Genomic DNA, 20015 nt, shown 5'->3' with positions numbered 1-20015 from the left:
CCCTCGGATTCCGCAACCTCACCAATTACATCGCGCGGTCATTGCTCGAAACCGGAGGATTCAGACCTCAATTACACTCTCGATTCCGATGAGCCGCTTTCGGTCCTAAGTAGTTTGTGGTAAGCGTACGCAACGGTGTTGAGCCACATCTCCATACGCACTTGCTCTGATTGGTTCTTGCCTATGTCATGAAGAAGTACGTAGAGGTGACCATGCATACGCCGATTTTCCCAAGCTGGGCAACTACTTCCTGTTTCGCTGCTTTTGCTGCCTGAATTGAAACATGCGCTGGGCGAACCTTTGATTGGAACTTTAATTGATCGCCGCTTCGGTAGCCGTGTTTAGTGCGTATAGCAGTGACGGCGTCATGAACTTTTAATACTTGTTCGTCGGTGAATGCGAGCGTGCCGACAATGAAGAACTGTCCTGATGCAAAGTTCTTGGTCCGACGCTGGCGAGCTGTTTGATAGGAACCAGCTCAAGGCTCGCACCGAAGGCCGGTTCTCCGTCTCGGTGTTCCAGCCGCTCGGCGTCGTTGCCGTTACCCTGCCTGCCGGCGCGTAGCCGGCATTCTCCGGCGTCAACCTCACCCGGTCCGGAGTCGAGCTTGCTCCGGGCCGGGATGGATGGGAACGGAGCCGGCTCCTTACGGTGGTGAGGTTCCCAGCGCCAGAGCGGCCGGTCCGGCACTTGTCCGGACCGGCCGCCGTCTCGTGGAGAACCAAGTAGAGGAACCGTCTATTGTTGGGCCGGGCCTGCCCTTTCGGCCTTCCTCGAGGACTCAGCCTCCTGCTTTGCCTCCCACTTTTCGTAGTCCTCCGCGTATTCCTCCATCAGTTCCGAATACTGTTCCCAAGCCTCTTGGTACTCCTTCTCGTGAGGCATAGGCGGGATTGGCTCATCGGAGTCTTTGACGTGCTTCTCGAGAACGCGGTCCATCCAAGTCGTTACTTCGACCGCTCGACCGTAATAGCTCTGCCGTCCGGGGATAAACAACTCGAACTCGTGGTTGCCTTCCAAATACTTGATGACTTTGCGTAGTTCGTTCGCAAGGTTCTGATCCTTTATCCAAGCGAGTTGAAGCAGCACCTGATCGACGTTGTCTGCCACTGCTTTCTGGACCTCGTCGTCCAAATACGGATATCCCATTTCCTTGTCATAGGGCCAGTTCCAAGTTGCGCGGCGGATCCGCTGGTTGAGCTGATGAATCGCTTTAGCAGCTTGGTGGGAATGCTCAGAAAGCGCAAGGGCCTTCGCAGCGCTCTGCGCGACGACTTCACGGGCCTCCGTTGCCTTTCTATCCAGCACCCAAAACACAAATGCCGCCAGCACAGCAACCATGCCTCCCAGAGCGGTGCCAAGCGCGGAACTCCAGAAAGCCACTTGAGAATCGGTGGCGTTGGCGTAAACCACACCGATTACAACCAGCAGGAGACTCACGCCAATGAGAACCGCAAAGCCACCAACGCTCGTCCGTTCGATCTTCTTCTTTTTCTCCACGGTGAACGAGCCTACAGGGGTAGGGGGGGGCGAACTCTCCAAGGCGCTTGTGTGGGACCCGAGTCGGCCGGCAGTGGTCATCTCCCCCCGGCGCAGAAGGAGGGGGGGGCGCGCGCGCGTGCGCGAGGCGCTTAGTGCGTCTCATTTGGTTAGACGATCCACTACATTAGAGCGATGGCGACTACAACGTGCGGATGGTGCAAGACAGTTTCACATCTAACCCTAAAAACTGGCCCCTATTCTCGTGTGGTTCCAGGTTCCAACCGATATGTGGCAGATGCAGCTTATGCATGCGATGCCTGTCATCGATTAAGTGTTGTTACTTGGGTTACGGAGGCTCAACTCCCGTCCGAGCCCGACGACATCCATGACCCGAAGTGGTCACCGGCACCGGGCGATACTCGAGCATTTCCGGATGTTCCTTCTCCTATCGACTCTGCCGCGGCCGAGGCCTGGCGCTGCCATTCGGTCGCAGCCTATCGAGGAGCTCTTGCCGTTGCGCGGGCGGTGGTTGAAGCATCCGCCAAGTACAAGGGGGCGAAAGGCCGGGACCTGTACGCAAGAATCGAAGCCTTGGCCAAGATGGGGCTGATACGTGACGGCATCAAGGAAGCGGCGCACGAAGTTCGGCATTGGGGCAACGACGCGGCGCACGGCGACTTCAATATGCCTGATGCTCCGGACGGACAGGAGACGGATGAACAAGCGGCGGGCGAGATTGCCGCCGTCGTATCCCGAGAAGAAGCCGAGGAGGTCCTGGTACTGATGGACGACCTCCTTTCTGAGTTGTTCCAAGGACCAGCACGTACTGCTAGGGCTCGCGCTGCGCGCGAGGCGAGGAAGAACAAGGGTGCCGGGAGTTGAATCTCGTGGCCGAGATGAGCCCGGAGGCTTGGATTGCCGGCGGTGCTGCACTTATCGCGTTGGTTGCGCTGTATTTCACTGGCATTGCCGCCAAAGCGGCCAAGGATCAGACAAAGATTCAGCGGCAGCTGCGCATTGATGCGGCCCAGCCATACGTCTGGATCGACATCCGCGAGAACCGAAAAGGTGGGTCCGCTCTGATGTTAGTGATTGGGAACAGCGGGCCAACCGTGGCCACCAACGTTCGAGCTGAGGTGAGCTCTCCGCTTCCGACGGATGACCGCAACGTGGACAGGATCGGCAACGTGCAGCGCCGGCTTGCGGCAGGATTCCAGTCGCTTACGCCGGGAAGGGAGATCAGCTGGCATCTGGGCCAAGGCTATGACCTTCTGGGGCAGGCGGGGGACCAAGCCTATACATTCACGATCAACGCCGACGGCCCATTCGGACCTTTGGAAACGTTGGCCTATACAGTGGACATGGCCGATTGGCGCGATATGCGCGACGATCCGGACGGCAGTCTCCACCTTGTAAGGAAGTCAGTGGACAATGTGGCGGCCCGCTTGGACAAGCTGACTGGGACGGTCAAAGAGTTACAGCCCGCAGAAGCTGACGACCAGCTCCCTTAGAAGGCCTTAGTCCGCCCCGTCCTCTGAGCGGGACGGGCTGGCCGGCTCCTCCGGCTGCGCGGCGACGTATGCGTCGCGATGGCTTAGCTCGGCCATCTCGGTGCGGATCATCTGGACGGTGTGTCGGGACAACCGGCCACGTTTCTTTCCATGGCCTGAGTCGACAACGGCTTTGACCCGGGAAGGGTCTGCATCGCGGTCGTTCATCGCTCGGGCAATCTGTCTGACGCCGAACAGGAAACGGAACGATTCGCCGGGCTCGATTCGTCGCGGCAGTCACGGCGGCCGGGTCCGGGCTTTCGAGCTGGTGCATTGTTTCGCCGGTCGGTAATTCCAGAGTTATTGAGTTAACGACGGTTGAATGGCTGCGACCGGCGTTTCTGACCTCCACAGACACAAACCACATATTGAACGGACCTAAGAAGGTCGTGGGTATGGCGCGAACCTTTAAGTTGGCAGAGTCGCGGCGCTTGTCCCATATGGTCCAAATCAGGGTGCCTATCGAGAGGACGATGGCCACGATTGGCAGTGGATCGGCCCACCACTGGCTGACGAGCTGGACCTGGACAACGTCGGTTCGCATGCCAACAGCGTATCCACGCGTGGCAGTAACGACCGAAGGCCAGAGCTACCCAGAGTGGTGTCGCAGGGGGCACTTGAGGCTTAGATTGCTGGCGCGTGAGCGGACTCCCTGCGGAAGCTGGTTCTTTCCCGGAAGTCCCCATCCCCAAAATTCCCGCCGCCCCCGCCCTCTCTCTGCTGCATTTGACGACAATTGGGCCCGGTCCATTTCTGGCCGTGCCTGCTTATCGCTTAGGTGCAGTAGCTAGCTGCTGCCTCGCTCGCGCGGTTGCAAGCGTTCAGGAGGGTGTCACCGCCCGGTCGCTGGTTATGGCGTAGGTCCGTAAAGAAAAACCGCCTGCGGCAATCGCAGACGGTGGAGAAGTGGAGGCGGCAGCCGGTATGCTGTCTCTGCAATCAAACCGCATATTTGATTGCCACGCCTCGGAGGGTTCCCGCCCTGCCGGGGCACTACTTTTACGTAGTGCCTTCAAGGTAATCGCGTCCGCCTTCGTGGTTCTGACTGTGGCATCGTGCATCGACCTCGTGGTCCATTGCGTCTGCCGGCCAGACGGCAGGAGGCAGGTCGCGGAGATCGTTTCGCTGGGCCGGCGGGTGCAGAACGGGATCATCGAAACGTCCACGCTGTTCAGCCGCCAGGGCGGTCAGCTTGAGGTGAGTCCTTCTGCCAGCCCCGCGGGGAGTAGTTCGCGCGCGCAGGATATGAAGTCATGCAGTTGCTGGAACCGGCGCCATGACGACGGCGGCGGGACTCCTTGGCGGCGTGGGGCTCTTTTTGATTTGGTGGTCCTGCTGGGAAAAACCGCCCACCCAACAGGTACGGCGGAAGTGGCCGGGCAGGCTCCAGCAGTTCTGTGTAGACAAAACGTCTGTCGAAAGGGGAATCTTTCCTTGAAATAGCGGTCAATACGGGGCACATTGCACAAAGCGTCCTAACTCTTCCCTAGACTAGTCCCGAACCACTCGAACCTGTTGGGGGAATAAATTAATGAATACAAAGCGACTTCTGGTTAGCGTCGTTCTAAGTAGCGTGCTCCTTGGCGGCTGCGGAACACCTGAAGCCGAGCCCGCGCCAACCGTTTCAGTTGCTCCAGCTGCAACGCCCGGTCCCACACCGACACCGACGCCGACACGGAACATCAACTCCCGTGGCCAGGTGATCAAGAAGGCTGGGGAGGTCGCATGGACCCAGCTTGAGGACGACACGAAAGACCTGAAGCTCAAGGTCACTTCCCTCAAGCGGATCACATGCGATGCACCCTACGCTGCCAAGCCGAACGGCTACCCGTTAGCCGTAACGATGGAAATCGAGACTTCGCCCGAGTTCGAGGGACTTTTGTCGGTCAACGGCCAGCCCGGCATGATCGGCTTCACCCCGCACTACTGGAAGGGGTATGCAGCCAACGGGACGCGCATGAATACGGTGGAGTCAGACATCACTCACAACTGCCTGGCGGACGAAACCCGCAAACTGCCGGACTACCTAGGCAAGGGGGAGAAGGTCGAAGGTGTGGTGATCCTGGATGTTGCGACTAAGAAGGGCTCTGTTGCATTCGACCCGTATGGAGAAAGCGGCTGGATCTGGGAGTACCCTTCCAAATAGCTGCGCAACCTGCGCTAGCAAGGACTGAGTATTCAACATCACGAGAGCGGTGGCACCGGTCCGCCGGAGCCACCGCTCTCGTTCGTCCTGTGGGCCGACATATCAGGGTCGCCGTACTGCGAGGACGCTCACGTCCAACACGGACTGCCCATGGAATCCGGGTCAACTTACACCGCGAAGGTGGCAACGCGATGTCGAAAAAACGTGTTCAGGCCAATTCTGGTGCAGGACGAAGATTGTCCGGATCGAGTCAACAGTCGACGCTTTAGGAACCGATGATGCTCCAATCATGTCGTTCGTGTATCGATCGAAAGGGGCGCAGTGCCGAGCTGTGACGGGTATGAATCCTGCCGTGAGAATGATTCCATCCATCAGCGGGTTCCGGTGCATACGTACGGCCAGGCGGCCGTTTCATCTTGCCGGACGATGACTCTCTCGGTATGAAAGCCGAATTCGTCTTCCTTGGCACGCTGCTTTTGGTTCCGGTGGTCTATTTCGTCATCGCGGTCTCACAGGTGCAGCCGGCGTCGTTCCCCGTCGTGAATGCCGCGGACCAAGCGGCGAAAGTGTATGCGGGGTCGGACGAGGCCGCAGCTGCTGGTCAGGCCGCCCAGCTGGCGGCGCTCTTGGCCGCCGAGGACTTCGGTTTTGGCCCGGAGAGTATGGATATCAGGATTAGCTGCGGCAATGGTGCGTGCTTGGAAGCGGGCTCTTCGGTCACCACCGAAGTCGCAATTCCGATCCCGCTGCCGTTGCTGGATGGCACGGGCCTCACCATGGCGACCGTGAACTCTTCGGCGACCCAAATAGTGGAACGCTACCGATGATGCCCGGAAGACCTTCAGGTGCCCGCACTGCCCGTTGCATCAACGGCGCAGGAAGCCGAAGGGACAGCAACGATGATCAGGGTCAGGTGCTGGTGCTGCTCATCGGCTTCGTGTTGTTGAGTCTGTTGATCCTGACCGTGGTGATGGGTGCCTCCGCCGTGTATGTCGAACGGAAGAAGCTGCTGTCCGTTGCGGACGGGGCCGCGTTGGCTGCCGCGGACACGTTCGCCTTGGCCGACGTCGAATCGAATTCCGGGACACCCGTGCCGACGCTGGATGACGAGTCCGTGAAGGGATCCGTCTCACGGTATTTATCCGACACGGGTGCGTACGGGAGGTTTGACCAGCTGACCGTAGGCGGCGACACCGGCTCCCCGGAGCAGCGCACGGCGCACGTGGTCCTGAGTACGGTCGTCCGGCCGCCGGTGGTCAATTTCCTGGTTCCGGCGGGTATTCCTGTGACCGTTTCCAGCGACGCACGCTCGGAACTCAGACGCTGACCGGGACGGGGAAAGCGCGGTCGGCCAGGGTGATTACCTTGAGGGCGTGTGTCACTGCCTCCGGCCGGGAGCCCATCAGCACGTAAATGCATGGGCACCCTTCGCCGCGGCGGTCAGGGAACTGAGGCGGCGTAAACGACAGCGGAAGCTGCAGGAACCGCCACGATTTGCCTCTTTGGATCCTGAGCACGGGCCGATGTCTTCCCGCCGCTGATGCGACCTGCTAGCCTCACGGGCAAGGGAGCAGGGGACCACTTAAGTTGGGGCAGTAGTGCGGACTGTGCTTGTCAACAGAGAATCCTTGAAGTCGTCGGCTGGACGCTTCGGCCATGCCCACACGTGTGCTTCCTTTTTCCTAATCCTCCTCGGCATCCTCACGGCGGTGGCGCTGACGGCGGCAAGCAGCCCCGCCCCGTCCCCGTCAGGCAGGCTGCACAGCGGCATGGAGGGTGCCAAGGCTGCGCTTGTGCGGATCGAGCTTCGAGCGGTCGCCGAGATTGCGCACATCGACCACACCACCGGGGAGGTGGAGGTCAAGCGCGGCCGGTCCACCGTGCCCCTCGGGTCCGCCACCGGCGTTCTGGTTTCTGCGGACGGGATCGTGGCCACCACTTGGGAGAACCTCGCCGTCGACCGGGACGCAGTGGCCGTTTATGCCGCGAACGAACTGTTCGCCAACGAGATTGGTGTGCCGGTCCGCAACGGCGGCAACCCCGCCCGGCGGGGAACCACACCAAACCGCTATTGGGCCCCGCACTTGCACCACTGCTATGACCAAGTGACGCACTGTGTCCTTTTTCGCGTCCCGCAATACCATGTGCGCACCTACACCTCTGAGCCCGGCGGCGTCATGGCCGAGTTGCTCAATGCCCCGTCCAAGCCCCATGACGTTGCGCTGCTTCGTATTAGTGGCGGCGGTGCCACACCTACAGCATCGCTATCCCCGGCGGACACGGCGCCCGGCGCGGCCAGCGTCCTGCTCGGCTTCACCAAGCGGCCGGCGCCCGCGGCTGGGCCGGCCGAGATTCCGGTGAAGGTGGACGCGGCGGCCGGCCGGATTAGCTCTCCGGAGAACCTTGCAGCGCCGCTGGACGCCGGTGTCTCCGGCGGACCCGTGCTCGACACGGCGACCGGTCAGGTCCTCGGCCTCGCCGGGCCGCGTCAACGGGACGGACGGGCCACGCTCGTGCCCTCCGCCGCCATTGAGGCGGCCTTGGCGAAGGCGGGACTGGCGGTGACGCCGTCGAAGTTCGACGCCGTGTTCCGCCGGGGCGTCGACCACCTCGCGTCCGGAAACCGGGGTGGATCGGCGGAGAGCGCGCTCGAGGAGTCCTTGACGTACTACGACTCCGCCTTGGCGGCGAGCCATCTCGAGGAGGCTCGTACCATGAGGGACGGACAGTCCGACGGCGAACCAGCGGCAGAGGCGGAAATGGACACGGGGGACTCGTTGCCGCCCGAACTCCTGCCGATCCTCACCGGGCTCCTGCTCCTGGCGGGCGTCATCGGAGCCATCGCTCTGCGCCGGCGTAGCCGGTCCGTGACCACTCAAGCGGGTGGCGGCGCCACTACAGCGGGCGCCGGCCGCCCGTCTCCAGCTCCCGGGGCAACGGCGCCGGCGAACCGTTCCAAAACCGCCGACGAGCTACCCACTCGGGCTGGGTCGACGACGGCAGCATGGCTCGACCGGGAGCAAGCAGGCCGCGGACGGACTGGTTCAGGCCGGACCGAAGCCGCAGAGCACCAGACCCCCGCCCCGCGGCATCCTCCCGCGCCCGGCAGGTCAGCTGCTGAAGCGGCACCGCCGGTTCCGGACGCGAATCCACGTCCGGCGGCCGCAGACCACACCCGCACAGCGGTTCCCCTGGCTCCCCACGACTCCAACACACAAGCCGTGGCGTTCTGCCCCCAGTGCGGCCGGCAGGTTCTGCCGGGAGCGCGGTTCTGTGTCCGCTGCGGTCATCGGGTCGGCTGAGCCGTGGCGCATCTGGGAAGTTATCTCAATCCCGGGACCGAGATCGCAGGCTACCGCATCCAGTCACTGATCGCCCGGGGCGGCATGGGCGTCGTTTACCGGGCGCTCGACGTCCAGCTCAGCCGCTCCGTCGCACTCAAGCTCCTCGCCCCTGAACTCTCGGCCAACGAAAAGTTTCGCCAGCGGTTCGCCCGTGAGTCCCGGCTTGCAGCCTCCGTGGACCACCCCAACATCCTGCCCGTCTACGGCGCCGGTGAGTGGTCTGGGCAGTTGTACATCGTCATGCGCTACGTGCGCGGCACCGACCTCAAGGCCGAGCTCGACTCACGCGGCCGGCTCCCGCTGGGCGAAGTGCTTCGAATCCTCTCTGACACCGCCGCCGCGCTCGACGCCGCACACGCGGCCGGACTTGTACATCGGGACGTCAAACCCGGCAACATTCTGCTCTCCGACGACCGGGCGGACGGCCACCGGCACATCTACCTCACCGATTTCGGCCTCACCAAGCGAGCCACGTCTGCGACCGGAATCACGACGGCGGGCCACTTCCTCGGAACCCTGGATTATGTCGCGCCCGAGCAGATCCGCGGCGAAGACGTCGACGGTCGGGCCGACGTGTATGCGCTGGCGTGCGTCGCGTATGCGTTGCTCGCCGGCCACCCGCCGTTCGACTACGACGACGACTCGGCCCAGCTCTGGGCCCACATGACGGAGGAGCCGCCACGCCTTTCCGAGGAACAACCGGAACTCCCTTCCACTGTCGGGCTCGCCATCCTGGACGGCATGGCGAAACGACCGGAGGACCGGCCTGCCTCCTGTGGTGCGCTGGTCGCCATGATGTCCGGCGGCGCCCCCGATGGCGATGCGCCGGCCCTGCCCCCCGAAGATGCGACCGCCGACACCCGGCCTGCGGGGACCGCGCCTGACAAGGAAGGCGATGACGACCTCACCAAAGCAGGAAGCCCAGCCGGCCTCGCCCCCCAGGATGGCCGGCGCGGCGGGTCGCTGCGCGTGCGGGGCGCGCCGCGGCGGGCACGCGTCGGGTTGCTGGCGGCGCTGGGCGCTGTGCTCGTCCTGCTTCTCGCTGTTGGCTTGCTCCCTCGGATGCTCTCCGCGGAGGAGCGTGTGACCTTCCGTGCCGACGGCATCCCGTACACGCTTGAGGTCCCCGAGAGTTGGACCCCCCGCACCCACGAGGCGGGTGACAGCACCGTTAGTGTGCTGTCCGACGCTGATCTCACTGCGCTCTTCGCCGACGAGCCGGACGCTCCGGCGGCCGCAGCCCGGACCGCCACCGATGACCCGGACCGCGTCGTCGGGCTCACCATTTACCACCGGCCCGCTGGGCTGGGCGGTCAATCTCCGGATGCCCGGGTCGGCACCGCCGAGGCTCTTTTGCCCGGCCGGGACGCGCACCTGGTGGATCGCGGCGTGACCACCGTCGGGGAGGTCGAGGGCCAGGCCATGGACGGCACGGTGCCCCTCTCGTCCGCTGTCACGCTGCAGGTCCGCGCCCTCGTCGTGGAGACCGACCCGGTTCAACTCCTGGTGTTCTTTGCCCCCTCGTCGCTGTTTGAGGAGCGCACCGAGGTCTTTGACGAAGTCGCCGGATCCCTGCGCCGGAGGGAGTGAGAGGTACCCAATGCCCGAACATCTGCCGCCGTCCCCGAACGAAACGGTGCTATACGTGCACGTGGACGGGCGCGGCTGGAGCTTCCCGCCTGCACACGCGATCCGGGTGGGTCGGGGCCCGCGCGCGGACATCCGCCTCGACGACGAGCGAGTCAGCCGCGAGCATGTCCGCCTCTGGCACCGCGACGGTGCGTGGTGGGTCGCCGACCAGGCCAGCCGCAACGGCACCTGGATCGCCGGGACGGACCAAGCGATCGACGGGCCGGTACCGCTCCAATCAGGCAGCCTCCGCCTCCGTCTTGGCGGCCTGGACGGACCTGAACTGCTCCTCAGCACCGAACCGCGCCGGCAGCCAGCGACACAGCGTGTGCTCACGATTGGGCGCTCGCGGTCATGCGACGTCGTCGTAAACGATCCGCTCGCCTCCCGGCACCATGCTACCGCCGAGATCGGCGAACAACACGCCGTCCTGCGTGACACCAGCAGCTTCAACGGCACCTTTGTCAATGGTGAACGCATCCATGGCGACGTGTCTCTCCGCCCGGGTGACCTCATCGGGATCGGCTCCACTACCCTGACATGGGACGGTATCCACCTGTCACTGCGAGCACCGCAGCGTCCCGTGTTCAGTGCCCGGCACCTTGAGGTCACCACCAAAACCGGCGTGCACTTGATGGACGACGTGTCGCTTACCGTTCCGGCCGGCACGCTCGTGGGGGTTATCGGGCCGTCCGGCGCGGGGAAGTCGACGCTCCTCGGCGCGCTTACCGGGTTGCGCCCGGCCACCCGCGGGCACGTCACCTGGAACGGGCGGGACCTCTACGCCGAGTACGCCCAGCTCCGGTTCTTGGTGGGACTCGTGCCGCAGGAGGACATCCTCCACCGGCAGCTCACCGTCCGGCGTGCGCTCCAGTTCGCCGCCCGGCTGCGCCTGCCGCCGGACACGAGCGCCGCCGAACGGGACGAGCGGGTGAACCAGGTCCTCGCAGAGGTCGAGCTGACGAAGCAGATCGACCAGCGGATCGACTCGCTTTCCGGCGGGCAGCGCAAGCGAACCTCGATCGCCTTGGAACTGCTCACCGCACCCCAGCTGCTGTTCCTGGACGAGCCCACTTCCGGGCTCGACCCTGGGTTGGACAAGCAGGTCATGGGGAGCCTGCGCGCGCTCGCAGATGCCGGCCGTGTCGTGCTGGTAGTCACTCACAGTGTCCTTGCCCTTGACGAGTGCGACCGCGTGCTTGTCCTGGCCCCAGGCGGACGGGTGGCGTTCTTCGGACCGCCGGCGGACGTGCTCCCCTTCTTCGGGGTGGACAATTACCCGGCCGCGTTTGCCGCGCTCGAGGACCAGACATGGGTGGGCCGGTACGCCCGCTCGCCCGCCCGCGACGCCTACGTTGGACGGACAGCGTCCGCCCAAGTACCGGTCCCGGCGGCTGACGCGCCTCCGCCGCCGCGCGCGGCTCCGGTGCGACAGCTGTGGACGTTGATCCAGCGCAACGTCGCCGTCGTCGCCGCGGACCGGCTCTTCGTTGTCCTCCTCGTCGGCATGCCCATGCTGCTCGCGCTGATGGCACACGCCTTTCCCGGAAGGGCGGGGTTGTCACTGAGGGAAGCTGAAGGTGATCTCCATCAGGTCCAGCAGCGGCTGGTCGTCCTCGTGGTCGGTGCCGCGCTCATGGGCACTGCCCTCTCCGTGCGTGAGCTGGTTGTGGAACGGCCGATCTACCGGAGGGAACGGGCCGTCGGCCTTTCCCCGGGGGCGTACCTGCTGAGCAAGGTGGCGGTGCTCGGCGTGCTGGTTGCCGGCCAGTGCGTGCTGTTCACCATGCTCGCGCTCCTTGGCCTTCCGGGGCCGGACGAGGCCCGGGTACTGGGCGACGGACGTGTGGAGGTGGCGGTGGCGGTGGCGGCAGTCGGAGTCACCATGACTGTCGCCGCGCTCGTGATCTCGGCCGCGGCGACGTCGACGGAGCAAACCATGCCCGCGCTCGTCGCCTTGGTAATGGCCCAGCTCATCCTGTGCGGCGGGCTGTTCGAGATCGCAGGGCGCGCCGGTCTCGAACAGGCGTCCTGGCTGCTTCCCGCCCGCTTCGGCTACGCCGCAACAGCGGTCACCGTGGGACTCCAGCAACCTCCGGCACCGGACGTCGACCCGCTCTATGACCCGACCGCCGAGCAGTGGCTCGTCGACCTTGGGCTGCTCGGTGTCCAGGCCCTGGTGTTCCTCGCGCTTGCGGCGTGGGCGCTGCACCGCTCCGTGACTCGGCAGCCGTGGAGGTGAGATGTCCAAGTCGGCCGGCTGCCAATCACCCGGCCGGCCCGCACGTGCTGTTATGCGCTGGAGCTAATCGCTGGAGCGTGGGCCGGGTCAGAGGAGGGAATATCGAGTTGGAGCGGTCCTGATCAGCTTGCCCAGTCCATGGGATGTGTGTGAACACCAGGACTTCCCGGAGTAAACGACGGCCGGAGTCTTCACATGCGATCGGAGGTCTCTTGTCGGGTCAGTGAGTTTCCTGAGACCAGACAGCCACCCAGCGACCGTCCCTCTGCTCGTAAACATCCGTATGCCAGGCACGAAATTCTTGCTCGTCGTCAACACCCACGCTGAGTACTATTTGGGCGATGTATCGAAGAATGACCAGCGTCCCGGACGATAGGAGAGAAATCTCCGACTCGCGTGGAATACAAGGTATTCGAGGCGTTTCGACGCCACGTCGGCGAGGTAATTGGTCTTGCTGAGAGTTCCGCCATTGGGTGTACGAGCTGGTAGTCGACAGCGTGAAGTCTTTCTGCGACTGGCATGTCACGGTGAACAAGTGAATGAAGGCGCCGTCTTTCGGTGTTTACGACGGTCTCTGGATCGAAGCTCATCCCTCTGTCTTTCAGAAAGCGTGGCCTAGGTTGAGGGCCAGTCGCGGCAGCTGCCAGGCTGGAGAGGCTGAGACCCTGCTGCGCCTAAATCGGGGTGCGCCAGCGAACTCATTCTGAATGGTCCCTCACAGTTGTTCGGCCTGCCACGTTTGAACATGACAAGGCTATTCCGATGGCTGCCGGAGGCGCCTCGTGCTTGTCGGAAGAGGTTACGGTGCGAGCAACGCGCCTTAGGCCCCGGGCGTCCAGTTTGTCGGGACGACGCCGTATCTACGCCGGAAGGCGCGCGTGAATGTTGACGGGTCGGTATAGCCGCACTCGGCGGCAATGGAGCCGACCGTCCTCCGGCCCGACCCAGGATTGGAGAGCAGGGATGCCGCTTTCTTTAGCCGTGCATTTCTGACGAAGGCGGCCGGCGGTTCGCCGGTGGGTGCGAAAGCGTCGTATACGGCGCGGACCGAGACGTGGTGCTGTTCGGCCAGAGTCTCTACGGACAGGCCGGGTGAGTGCAGGTTGTCGCGTACGAATAATTTCAGGGCGGCCAGCAGGTTCTCGTTGTTGCGCAGCGGACTGCCGGCCCCTTCCCGCAGCAGCGCGGCAAGCAGGTCCACTGCGATCTCGGACATTTCTTGGCGGGCACCGGGACCTAGCCGTTCCGACTCCTCGAAGAGGGAGGTGAGGTAGGAGGAAAAAATGCGGAGCCGCGGTTCGGCGCCGCCGATCAGCCGTCCGCAGGCCTCCGAAACGGAGTCTGCCGGCAGGCGAAGTGCCGCCCTCTTCACCCTGGCAATGAGCTGATGCTGGCCGGGCAGGCGGTGGTCGATTTCGTAGGGGCGGTTTGTCTCGTAAAGAACGGCCGTCCCCGGGGTCATGATGGCGTCTCGGCCGTGCTGGGAAATCCGCCCGGACGAAGCCATTTGGATGGACAGCAGCAGATCGTCGCTCTCGCTCCGGGTCGCCAGCGCGGAGGTTCTCCTGACATTCACGCTGCCGGACTTGACCTCGGACAGGGACAGCGCCGGGCTTAGGTGCCGCACATCGACCGTTGCGGAGAACGAATCGGAAACTCCTCGGCAGCGCAGCGGCACGAAGCTGCTGCTGGCGATGTCCTGCCAGTCCCGGACATCGGACGCCGAAATAACTGCCACAAGCCCATCCTCACGCAACCGTGTTTCCGGATCTTTACCGGAACGTAAGACCATGACTCAGACCACAATGTTACGGGAAACTGTGCAGAAAATGCCTATCTTTCCGCAGATTATGCCGTATGGAGGTGCCCAAGTGCGGCCTACCGTTGAATCAACTTGCAGGCCATCCACCCCAGGAGATTCCCGTGCCAAAGAACGTCCGTGTAGCCGCCGTCCAGGCTGAGCCCGTCTGGCTGGACATCGACGGCACCACAAAGAAAACCGTCGACCTGATCAGCGAGGCCGCAACCGGTGGCGCGGACTTGGTCGCCTTTCCTGAGACCTGGATTCCCGGTTACCCGGTGTTCCTTTGGAGCTACCCGGTCTATCAGCAGATGGAGTTTGTCGCCCGCTACCATGCCAACTCGGTGACCATCGACGGCGAGGCCATGACCCGAATCCGCGAGGCTGCGCGGGAGAATTCGATCACCGTTGTCCTCGGATTCAGTGAAAAGGACGCAGGCTCGCTTTACATGTCCCAGGCCATCATTGGCCCGGACGGCGAAATCCTGCTGCACCGCCGCAAACTCAAGCCTACCCACGCCGAACGCACCCTCTTCGGGGAAAGCGACGGCTCCGGCATCAAGGTTATCGACACCCCGCTGGGCAGGCTGGGCGCTCTGAACTGCTTCGAACACATTCAGCCGCTGACCAAGTACGCCATGTATTCCCAGAATGAGCAGATCCACGTCGCCGGCTGGCCCTGCTTGGGCATCTTGGGCAACGTGGCCGCCCTGAGCCCCGAAACCCTCATGGCGGCCACACAGACTTATGCGCTGGAAGGCGGCGCCTTCGTCATCACTGCGACCCAGATCATGAGCGATGAAGGAGCCCGAGTCTTCCCTGACGCAGAGGGCGGCCCAACCCCTGTCTACACCGGCGGCGGCGGATTTGCCCGGATCTATGGCCCCGACTCGCGCCTGCTCACCGAACCGCTGGACCCGACCCAGGAAGGCTTGGTCTACGCGGACCTGGATCTGTCCCTCATCGACCTAGCCAAGAACTCCGTCGATCCGTCCGGCCACTATGCCCGCCCCGACGTTACACGCTTGGTCTTCGACAACCGTCCCAAGACGCCCGTCCTGACGCCGGGCGAACTCAGCGGCGAACTCTTCGCCCCGCTCCCGGAATCCCTGCCGGAAGGGCAGCGCACGCCGGACGCCTGACCCGAGCCCGGCGACCCGACCCTAAGGGGGACCGGACGTGTAGCGGACGGGGTACGGGAAGTTTCGGGGAAAGGAACCGCGGTCAGGAATAATACTGATGCCCCTGCATGCCAGGGGCATCAGTATTCCCCCAAAGGCACACTCCGTCGGTCGTTGGGCGCATGCCCAGCGCCGCGGAGCGTCGTCCTCGCACTGTGTCTGAATATTTACCGGGCTTGCCTGGGATGTGCACGGTCCATGCCAACAGCGCCCACGACGCCATCCCCAAAATTTGCACCCTGCCACTGCTGGCTGGGCAGAATATCTCGTACTCGAACTAGCTCTACAAACACAACTGACAAACCGCAGTTGGTACACAACTAGTAAAAGTTGGAACCCCAACATTTGGACGGCTTTTCGATACACCTGTCCTCGATGCGGGACTGACGAATTGGCTGGTTGTCCCTAGAAGGGTATGACGGTGGTCAGGTATCCGTAGTACCGGCCCGGGACCGGTCGCAGGGGGTCACCGATGAACCCATACTGGGGATTCTCGTGGTTGTACTCCGCGACCACTGCGCGGAATTGCTCTATCACGGCCGGCCCGCCGCCTTGGCAGACCTTGCTCTCCAGGCATCGGGCCACCGAGCCGGCGACGATCGGACTGGAGAAGCTGGTGCCGTGTGCGGTGGCGTACCGGTCGCCCGGGACCGTGGAGGTCATGCACACTCCGGGGGCCGCGACGGTGTGCTCCTGGTCGGCAGGCTGGGTGGCGAAATTGGAGAAGGAGGCGAACTCGTCGTCGGGGGTGGGAAAAGACGCTCCGCTGCAGCTTGCTGTTCCCTTGCCACCGGGGCGGCCGTCGTAGTCAGCCATGGCCGTGGCGGTGAGGACCTCGTCATAAGCGGCCGGAACAGTGTTCGAGAAGTCCGCGGTTGCATTGCCGGCGGCGACCGTCCAGACGACCCCCTCCTCGGCACCCTGGCAAATCATCTTGTGCAGGGGATCGACCCCGTTGCCGCAGGTTCCCTGCTCTTGGCCGGGGCCGCCGAGGCTGATGTTGGCGACCCTGATGTCGTTGTCCGGGTCCTCGTCCGTGTGAGTGGAGACCACCCAATCGGCGCCGCAGAGAATGGCGGCTTCTGTGATGGTGCCGTCGTCTGCAATAACGCGGACGGACCACAGCGGGGCGCCGCTCGCAGTGCCGATGATCCCTTTGTTGTTATTCTTCGCGCCAAGGATTCCGGCGACCATGGTTCCGTGCCCGAACAGGTCGACGGGAGCTACCTCGACCGGAGTGCCTGACGAGCAGTCCACCCCGCCGCGCACGTTCAGGTCCGGATGGGTGCCGTCGATGCCGGTGTCGATCACGGCGGAGTTGACCGTGATCTGCCCGTCGTCCTCGGCTGCCTCCTCGGGCGTGCCGCCGACCCGCAGCCACCCGGGAGGGAGGAATTCGGTGCCGCTGGTTCCGTTATTGTCGCCGGTCACGTTTTCCGGCAGCGCGAATTGCCGCTCGGGCGCAATGAATTCTACGGCCGGGTCGGCGGCGAGTTGCTTCGCCTCCGAGACCGTCATGGTGCCGGAGTATCCCTTCAGCGCGTGTTCGTAGGTGTTTGACCGGGTAAACCCGTACTTCTCCCCGTGTGCCGTGGCGGTGGAATCGACATTTCCGATGCTGTCCTTGAGGACGACCGTATAGCCGTGTTCTTCTCCCGCAGCGGCGGCCCCGCCAGCGGCGGCTCCCGCGGCGGCAGGTCCCGCGGCGGCGGGGCCGGAAGCGGCGACGACGGTTGCTGCGGCCAGCACGAGCGCGCCGAAAGCCCCAAGGAATCTTCGCGCTTTTGGTGATTGCGGCGGGCCGTCGTGCCGGCTTTCGGGCTTCTGCCTCTTCCGCAGGCTCCGAACGGATCCGTGACTTTGACTGGGCATCGCAGCCTCCCCCAATAATTGGATTTAGATCAGGCCCCAGCCCCATACGCGGCACCTGCACCCCGCACTCTCCAAAGGTTATTGCACGTGCCCGCGCTTCAGCTAGGGGCTGTCAGGCGCCGTCTTCGCGGGATAGAGGATTCCCCGCCATGGCGTAGGCTGGGAGAACCATGGCTGAGATCGACTTTCCCGCTGAAATCCGCGCTTTGCGCGCCACGTATGAATCCATTGAAGCCGTCTCCGACGCGGAGGCGATCCGCAAGGATATTGCCCAGCTGAGCGAGCAGGCGGGCGTACCGGATCTGTGGGACGACCCGGCCGCGGCGCAAAAAATCACTTCCAGGCTTTCGCACCGGCAGAGCGAACTGGAACGGCTGGAAAAGCTCACGGCACGGATAGACGATCTGGAAGTCCTGGTCGAACTGGGCCAGGAGGACGCCGGCGACGAGGACTCCATGGCCGAGGCGGCCAGCGAACTCACCTCGCTCAAAAAGGCGCTCTCCGAACTCGAAGTCGTCACACTGCTCTCCGGTGAGTACGACGAGCGCGAAGCCGTGGTGACCATCCGCTCCGGCGCGGGCGGCGTGGATGCCGCCGACTTTGCCGAGATGCTGATGCGGATGTACCTGCGCTGGGCGGAACGCCATGGCTATCCGACCCAGGTGCTGGACACCTCCTACGCCGAAGAGGCCGGGCTGAAGTCCGCCACGTTCGAGGTCAAGGCACCCTATGCCTTCGGCACACTCTCCGTGGAGGCCGGCACCCACCGCCTGGTGCGAATCAGCCCCTTCGACAACCAGGGCCGGCGCCAGACCTCGTTCGCCGCCGTCGAGGTCATCCCGCTCATTGAGCAGACCGACTCGATCGACATCCCGGACAACGAGATCAAGGTGGACGTGTTCCGCTCGTCCGGTCCGGGCGGGCAGTCGGTGAACACCACCGACTCCGCCGTCCGGCTGACCCACATCCCCACCGGGATCGTAGTCTCGATGCAGAACGAGAAGTCGCAGATCCAGAACCGCGCCGCCGCGCTGCGCGTGCTGCAGTCCCGGCTGCTGCTGCTGAAGAAGGAGCAGCAAGACGCCGAGAAGAAGGCGCTCGCCGGCGACGTCAAGGCGTCATGGGGCGACCAGATGCGCTCCTACGTGCTGAATCCGTACCAGATGGTCAAGGATCTTCGCACCGAACACGAGGTCGGCAATACCAGCGCAGTGTTCGACGGCGAAATCGACGACTTTATCGACGCCGGCATCCGCTGGCGCGCCAACAACCGCAACGCGGAAAACTAGCCACCAGCTGATTCACGAAGCCCGGCCGCTCCACCAGGAGCGGCCGGGCTTCGTCGTCTAGGCGTGTGCCCGCCCCGGAGTTTCCGCCCCCTGCAACCGAATCGTAACCTTCCGACCCGGTGCGACTGTTGACACCTCTGTGAGCCACGCCATAGATTTGCCGTAATCTGAATCACCTTTCAGGTTGGTCGACCTGACCATCAGGTTCAGACAGTTCCAGAGTTACTCCTTGACAGATTTTTCAACGAAAGGCACCGGAGTGAAGGCAACGAAGAAGTTCCTGATGGCCGCGGCGCTGGTCACCGGACTGGCCGTGAGCGCGTGCGCGCCGACCGCCGGCGGCGACACCGCCGGCGCGGTCGGCGAGGAAGGCAATGCCCCCGAGAGCATCAACGTGGGCATCGTCTATTCCGAGTCCGGCCCGCTGGCCGCCTACGGCGCGGCCTACTACCAGGGTCTGCAGGCCGGCATCGACTACGCCACCGAGGGTACCGGTGAGGTCAACGGCACCAAGCTCAACCTGACTTACCACGACGACGGCGGCGACCCCGACAAGGCGGTCAACGTCGCCAAGGACCTGATCGGCAAGGACTACAAGATCCTGGCCGGCACAGTGGTGTCCGGCATCGCGCTGAAGCTCGCCGAACAGGCCGCGCAGAACAAGGTGCTCTACATCTCTGGCCCGGCCGCCACCGACGCGCTGCAGGGCATCAACGACTACACCTTCCGCTCCGGCCGCCAGAGCCTGCAGGACGTCGCAACGGCCGGCACGTTCGTCGACGACCTCAAGGGCAAGAAGGTCGTGGTGTTCGGCCAGGACAACGCGTTCGGCCAGGGCAACCTCGCTGCCGTTGAAGCCGTCCTCGGCGAGCAGGGCGCCGAAGTCGATGACGTGCTGGTACCCGAAGACGCCACCGAGTTCACGCCGTTCGCCCGCCAGCTCATCGATGCCAAGCCCGATCTGGTCTTCGTGGCCTGGGCCGGCGCCACGTCGGGATCCATGTGGCAGGCATTGAGCCAGCAGGGCGCGTTCGACGCCGCCCCGATCGTGACCGGCCTGGGCGACGCCGCGACCTTCGGCGCCTACGGCAAGGCCTCGGACAAGATCAGCTTCCTGAACCACTACTTCCCGGGAGCAGCCGGCAACGACGTGGAGAAGGCCATGATCGAAAGCGTTGAAGCCGAAGGCAAGAAGGCCGACCTCTTCACTCCGGACGGCTTCGTCGCCGGCCAGATGATCGTGCAGGCGGTCAACGAGGGCGGCAACGACGTCGACGCCATGGTCGAGGCGCTGGAGGGCTACAGCTTTGAAGGGCCCAAGGGCGAGACGACCATCCGTGCCTCCGATCATGCGCTGCTGCAGGAGATGTACCAGGCCAAGCTGGTGGAGAAGGACGGCGAGTGGGTGCCTGAGCTGATCAAGGCGATTCCGGCCGACGCGGTGGCTCCGCCGGAAGCCAAGTAGCAGCAGCAACCACA

At 63.8% G+C, this 20015-nt stretch carries 15 protein-coding genes and 2 pseudogenes; 14 read left to right on the top strand and 3 right to left on the bottom strand.

The features are described from left to right. Positions 1 to 429 precede the first annotated feature (429 nt). A complete protein-coding gene (locus AC5RVS_RS14690) occupies positions 430 to 564 on the top strand; it encodes a hypothetical protein (RefSeq protein WP_494108680.1) in 135 nt (44 codons plus the stop codon). 174 nt (positions 565 to 738) lie between these two features. On the opposite strand, the gene AC5RVS_RS14685 is transcribed toward AC5RVS_RS14690, so the two are convergent. Further along, positions 739 to 1500: a hypothetical protein gene (locus AC5RVS_RS14685; protein ID WP_494108679.1), complete on the bottom strand. Its 762-nt coding sequence runs from the start codon at positions 1498 to 1500 to the stop codon at positions 739 to 741. A gap of 270 nt (positions 1501 to 1770) precedes the next feature. Here AC5RVS_RS14685 and AC5RVS_RS14680 point away from each other — a divergent pair, with 270 nt between their 5' ends. The 9 genes and pseudogenes from AC5RVS_RS14680 to AC5RVS_RS14640 all read left to right on the top strand — a co-directional run bounded on the left by AC5RVS_RS14680 (position 1771) and on the right by AC5RVS_RS14640 (position 12393). Then, positions 1771 to 2364, top strand: coding sequence for a DUF4145 domain-containing protein (locus tag AC5RVS_RS14680; protein ID WP_494108678.1), 594 nt, complete (start codon positions 1771 to 1773; stop codon positions 2362 to 2364). 14 nt (positions 2365 to 2378) lie between these two features. Then, positions 2379 to 2993, top strand: a complete 615-nt coding sequence (locus AC5RVS_RS14675; protein WP_494108697.1) for a DUF8453 domain-containing protein — start codon at positions 2379 to 2381, stop codon at positions 2991 to 2993. A gap of 1059 nt (positions 2994 to 4052) precedes the next feature. Beyond that, positions 4053 to 4312: pseudogene (locus AC5RVS_RS14670) on the top strand (CpaF family protein); the annotation flags it as partial. A gap of 419 nt (positions 4313 to 4731) precedes the next feature. Beyond that, positions 4732 to 5178 carry a hypothetical protein gene (locus tag AC5RVS_RS14665; RefSeq protein ID WP_494108677.1) on the top strand — a complete coding sequence of 149 codons (447 nt, stop codon included), beginning with the start codon at positions 4732 to 4734 and terminating at the stop codon, positions 5176 to 5178. A 440-nt stretch (positions 5179 to 5618) separates the two neighbouring features. After that, positions 5619 to 6005 (top strand): hypothetical protein, encoded by a 387-nt coding sequence (locus AC5RVS_RS14660; protein WP_494108676.1) that lies wholly within the window; start codon positions 5619 to 5621, stop codon positions 6003 to 6005. An 86-nt stretch (positions 6006 to 6091) separates the two neighbouring features. Then, positions 6092 to 6505 carry a pilus assembly protein TadG-related protein gene (locus AC5RVS_RS14655; RefSeq protein WP_494108675.1) on the top strand — a complete coding sequence of 138 codons (414 nt, stop codon included), beginning with the start codon at positions 6092 to 6094 and terminating at the stop codon, positions 6503 to 6505. A gap of 442 nt (positions 6506 to 6947) precedes the next feature. Further along, positions 6948 to 8480, top strand: a complete 1533-nt coding sequence (locus AC5RVS_RS14650) for a trypsin-like peptidase domain-containing protein (protein WP_494108674.1) — start codon at positions 6948 to 6950, stop codon at positions 8478 to 8480. A gap of 3 nt (positions 8481 to 8483) precedes the next feature. Beyond that, positions 8484 to 10112 carry a serine/threonine-protein kinase gene (locus AC5RVS_RS14645; RefSeq protein WP_494108673.1) on the top strand — a complete coding sequence of 543 codons (1629 nt, stop codon included), beginning with the start codon at positions 8484 to 8486 and terminating at the stop codon, positions 10110 to 10112. Between the two features lie 10 nt (positions 10113 to 10122). Further along, positions 10123 to 12393, top strand: coding sequence for an ATP-binding cassette domain-containing protein (locus AC5RVS_RS14640; RefSeq protein ID WP_494108672.1), 2271 nt, complete (start codon positions 10123 to 10125; stop codon positions 12391 to 12393). An 820-nt stretch (positions 12394 to 13213) separates the two neighbouring features. On the opposite strand, the gene AC5RVS_RS14635 is transcribed toward AC5RVS_RS14640, so the two are convergent. After that, the gene (locus tag AC5RVS_RS14635) at positions 13214 to 14131 is read right to left on the bottom strand and encodes an AraC-like ligand-binding domain-containing protein (RefSeq protein WP_494108671.1); all 918 of its coding nucleotides are present in this window, start codon (positions 14129 to 14131) and stop codon (positions 13214 to 13216) included. 185 nt (positions 14132 to 14316) lie between these two features. Here AC5RVS_RS14635 and AC5RVS_RS14630 point away from each other — a divergent pair, with 185 nt between their 5' ends. Then, on the top strand, positions 14317 to 15336 hold the full coding sequence (locus tag AC5RVS_RS14630; RefSeq protein WP_494108670.1) for a carbon-nitrogen hydrolase family protein: 1020 nt from the start codon (positions 14317 to 14319) through the stop codon (positions 15334 to 15336). A gap of 212 nt (positions 15337 to 15548) precedes the next feature. Next, a pseudogene (locus AC5RVS_RS14625) lies at positions 15549 to 15644 on the top strand (ATPase, T2SS/T4P/T4SS family); the annotation flags it as partial. 136 nt (positions 15645 to 15780) lie between these two features. Here the strand turns inward: AC5RVS_RS14625 and AC5RVS_RS14620 are convergent. Beyond that, positions 15781 to 17124 (bottom strand): S8 family peptidase, encoded by a 1344-nt coding sequence (locus AC5RVS_RS14620; RefSeq protein WP_494108669.1) that lies wholly within the window; start codon positions 17122 to 17124, stop codon positions 15781 to 15783. A gap of 293 nt (positions 17125 to 17417) precedes the next feature. Here AC5RVS_RS14620 and prfB point away from each other — a divergent pair, with 293 nt between their 5' ends. Together prfB and AC5RVS_RS14610 are read left to right on the top strand one after the other, a co-directional pair. Further along, positions 17418 to 18536, top strand: coding sequence for a peptide chain release factor 2 (gene prfB, locus AC5RVS_RS14615; RefSeq protein WP_494108668.1), 1119 nt, complete (start codon positions 17418 to 17420; stop codon positions 18534 to 18536). A 259-nt stretch (positions 18537 to 18795) separates the two neighbouring features. Beyond that, positions 18796 to 20001 carry a substrate-binding domain-containing protein gene (locus AC5RVS_RS14610; protein WP_494108696.1) on the top strand — a complete coding sequence of 402 codons (1206 nt, stop codon included), beginning with the start codon at positions 18796 to 18798 and terminating at the stop codon, positions 19999 to 20001. The last annotated feature ends 14 nt before the right edge of the window (positions 20002 to 20015 follow it).

Source organism: Arthrobacter sp. Y3221048 (assembly GCF_059092685.1).
Note: the sequence above shows the minus strand (reverse complement) of the source record. Positions and strands in the feature narration are given on the sequence as shown.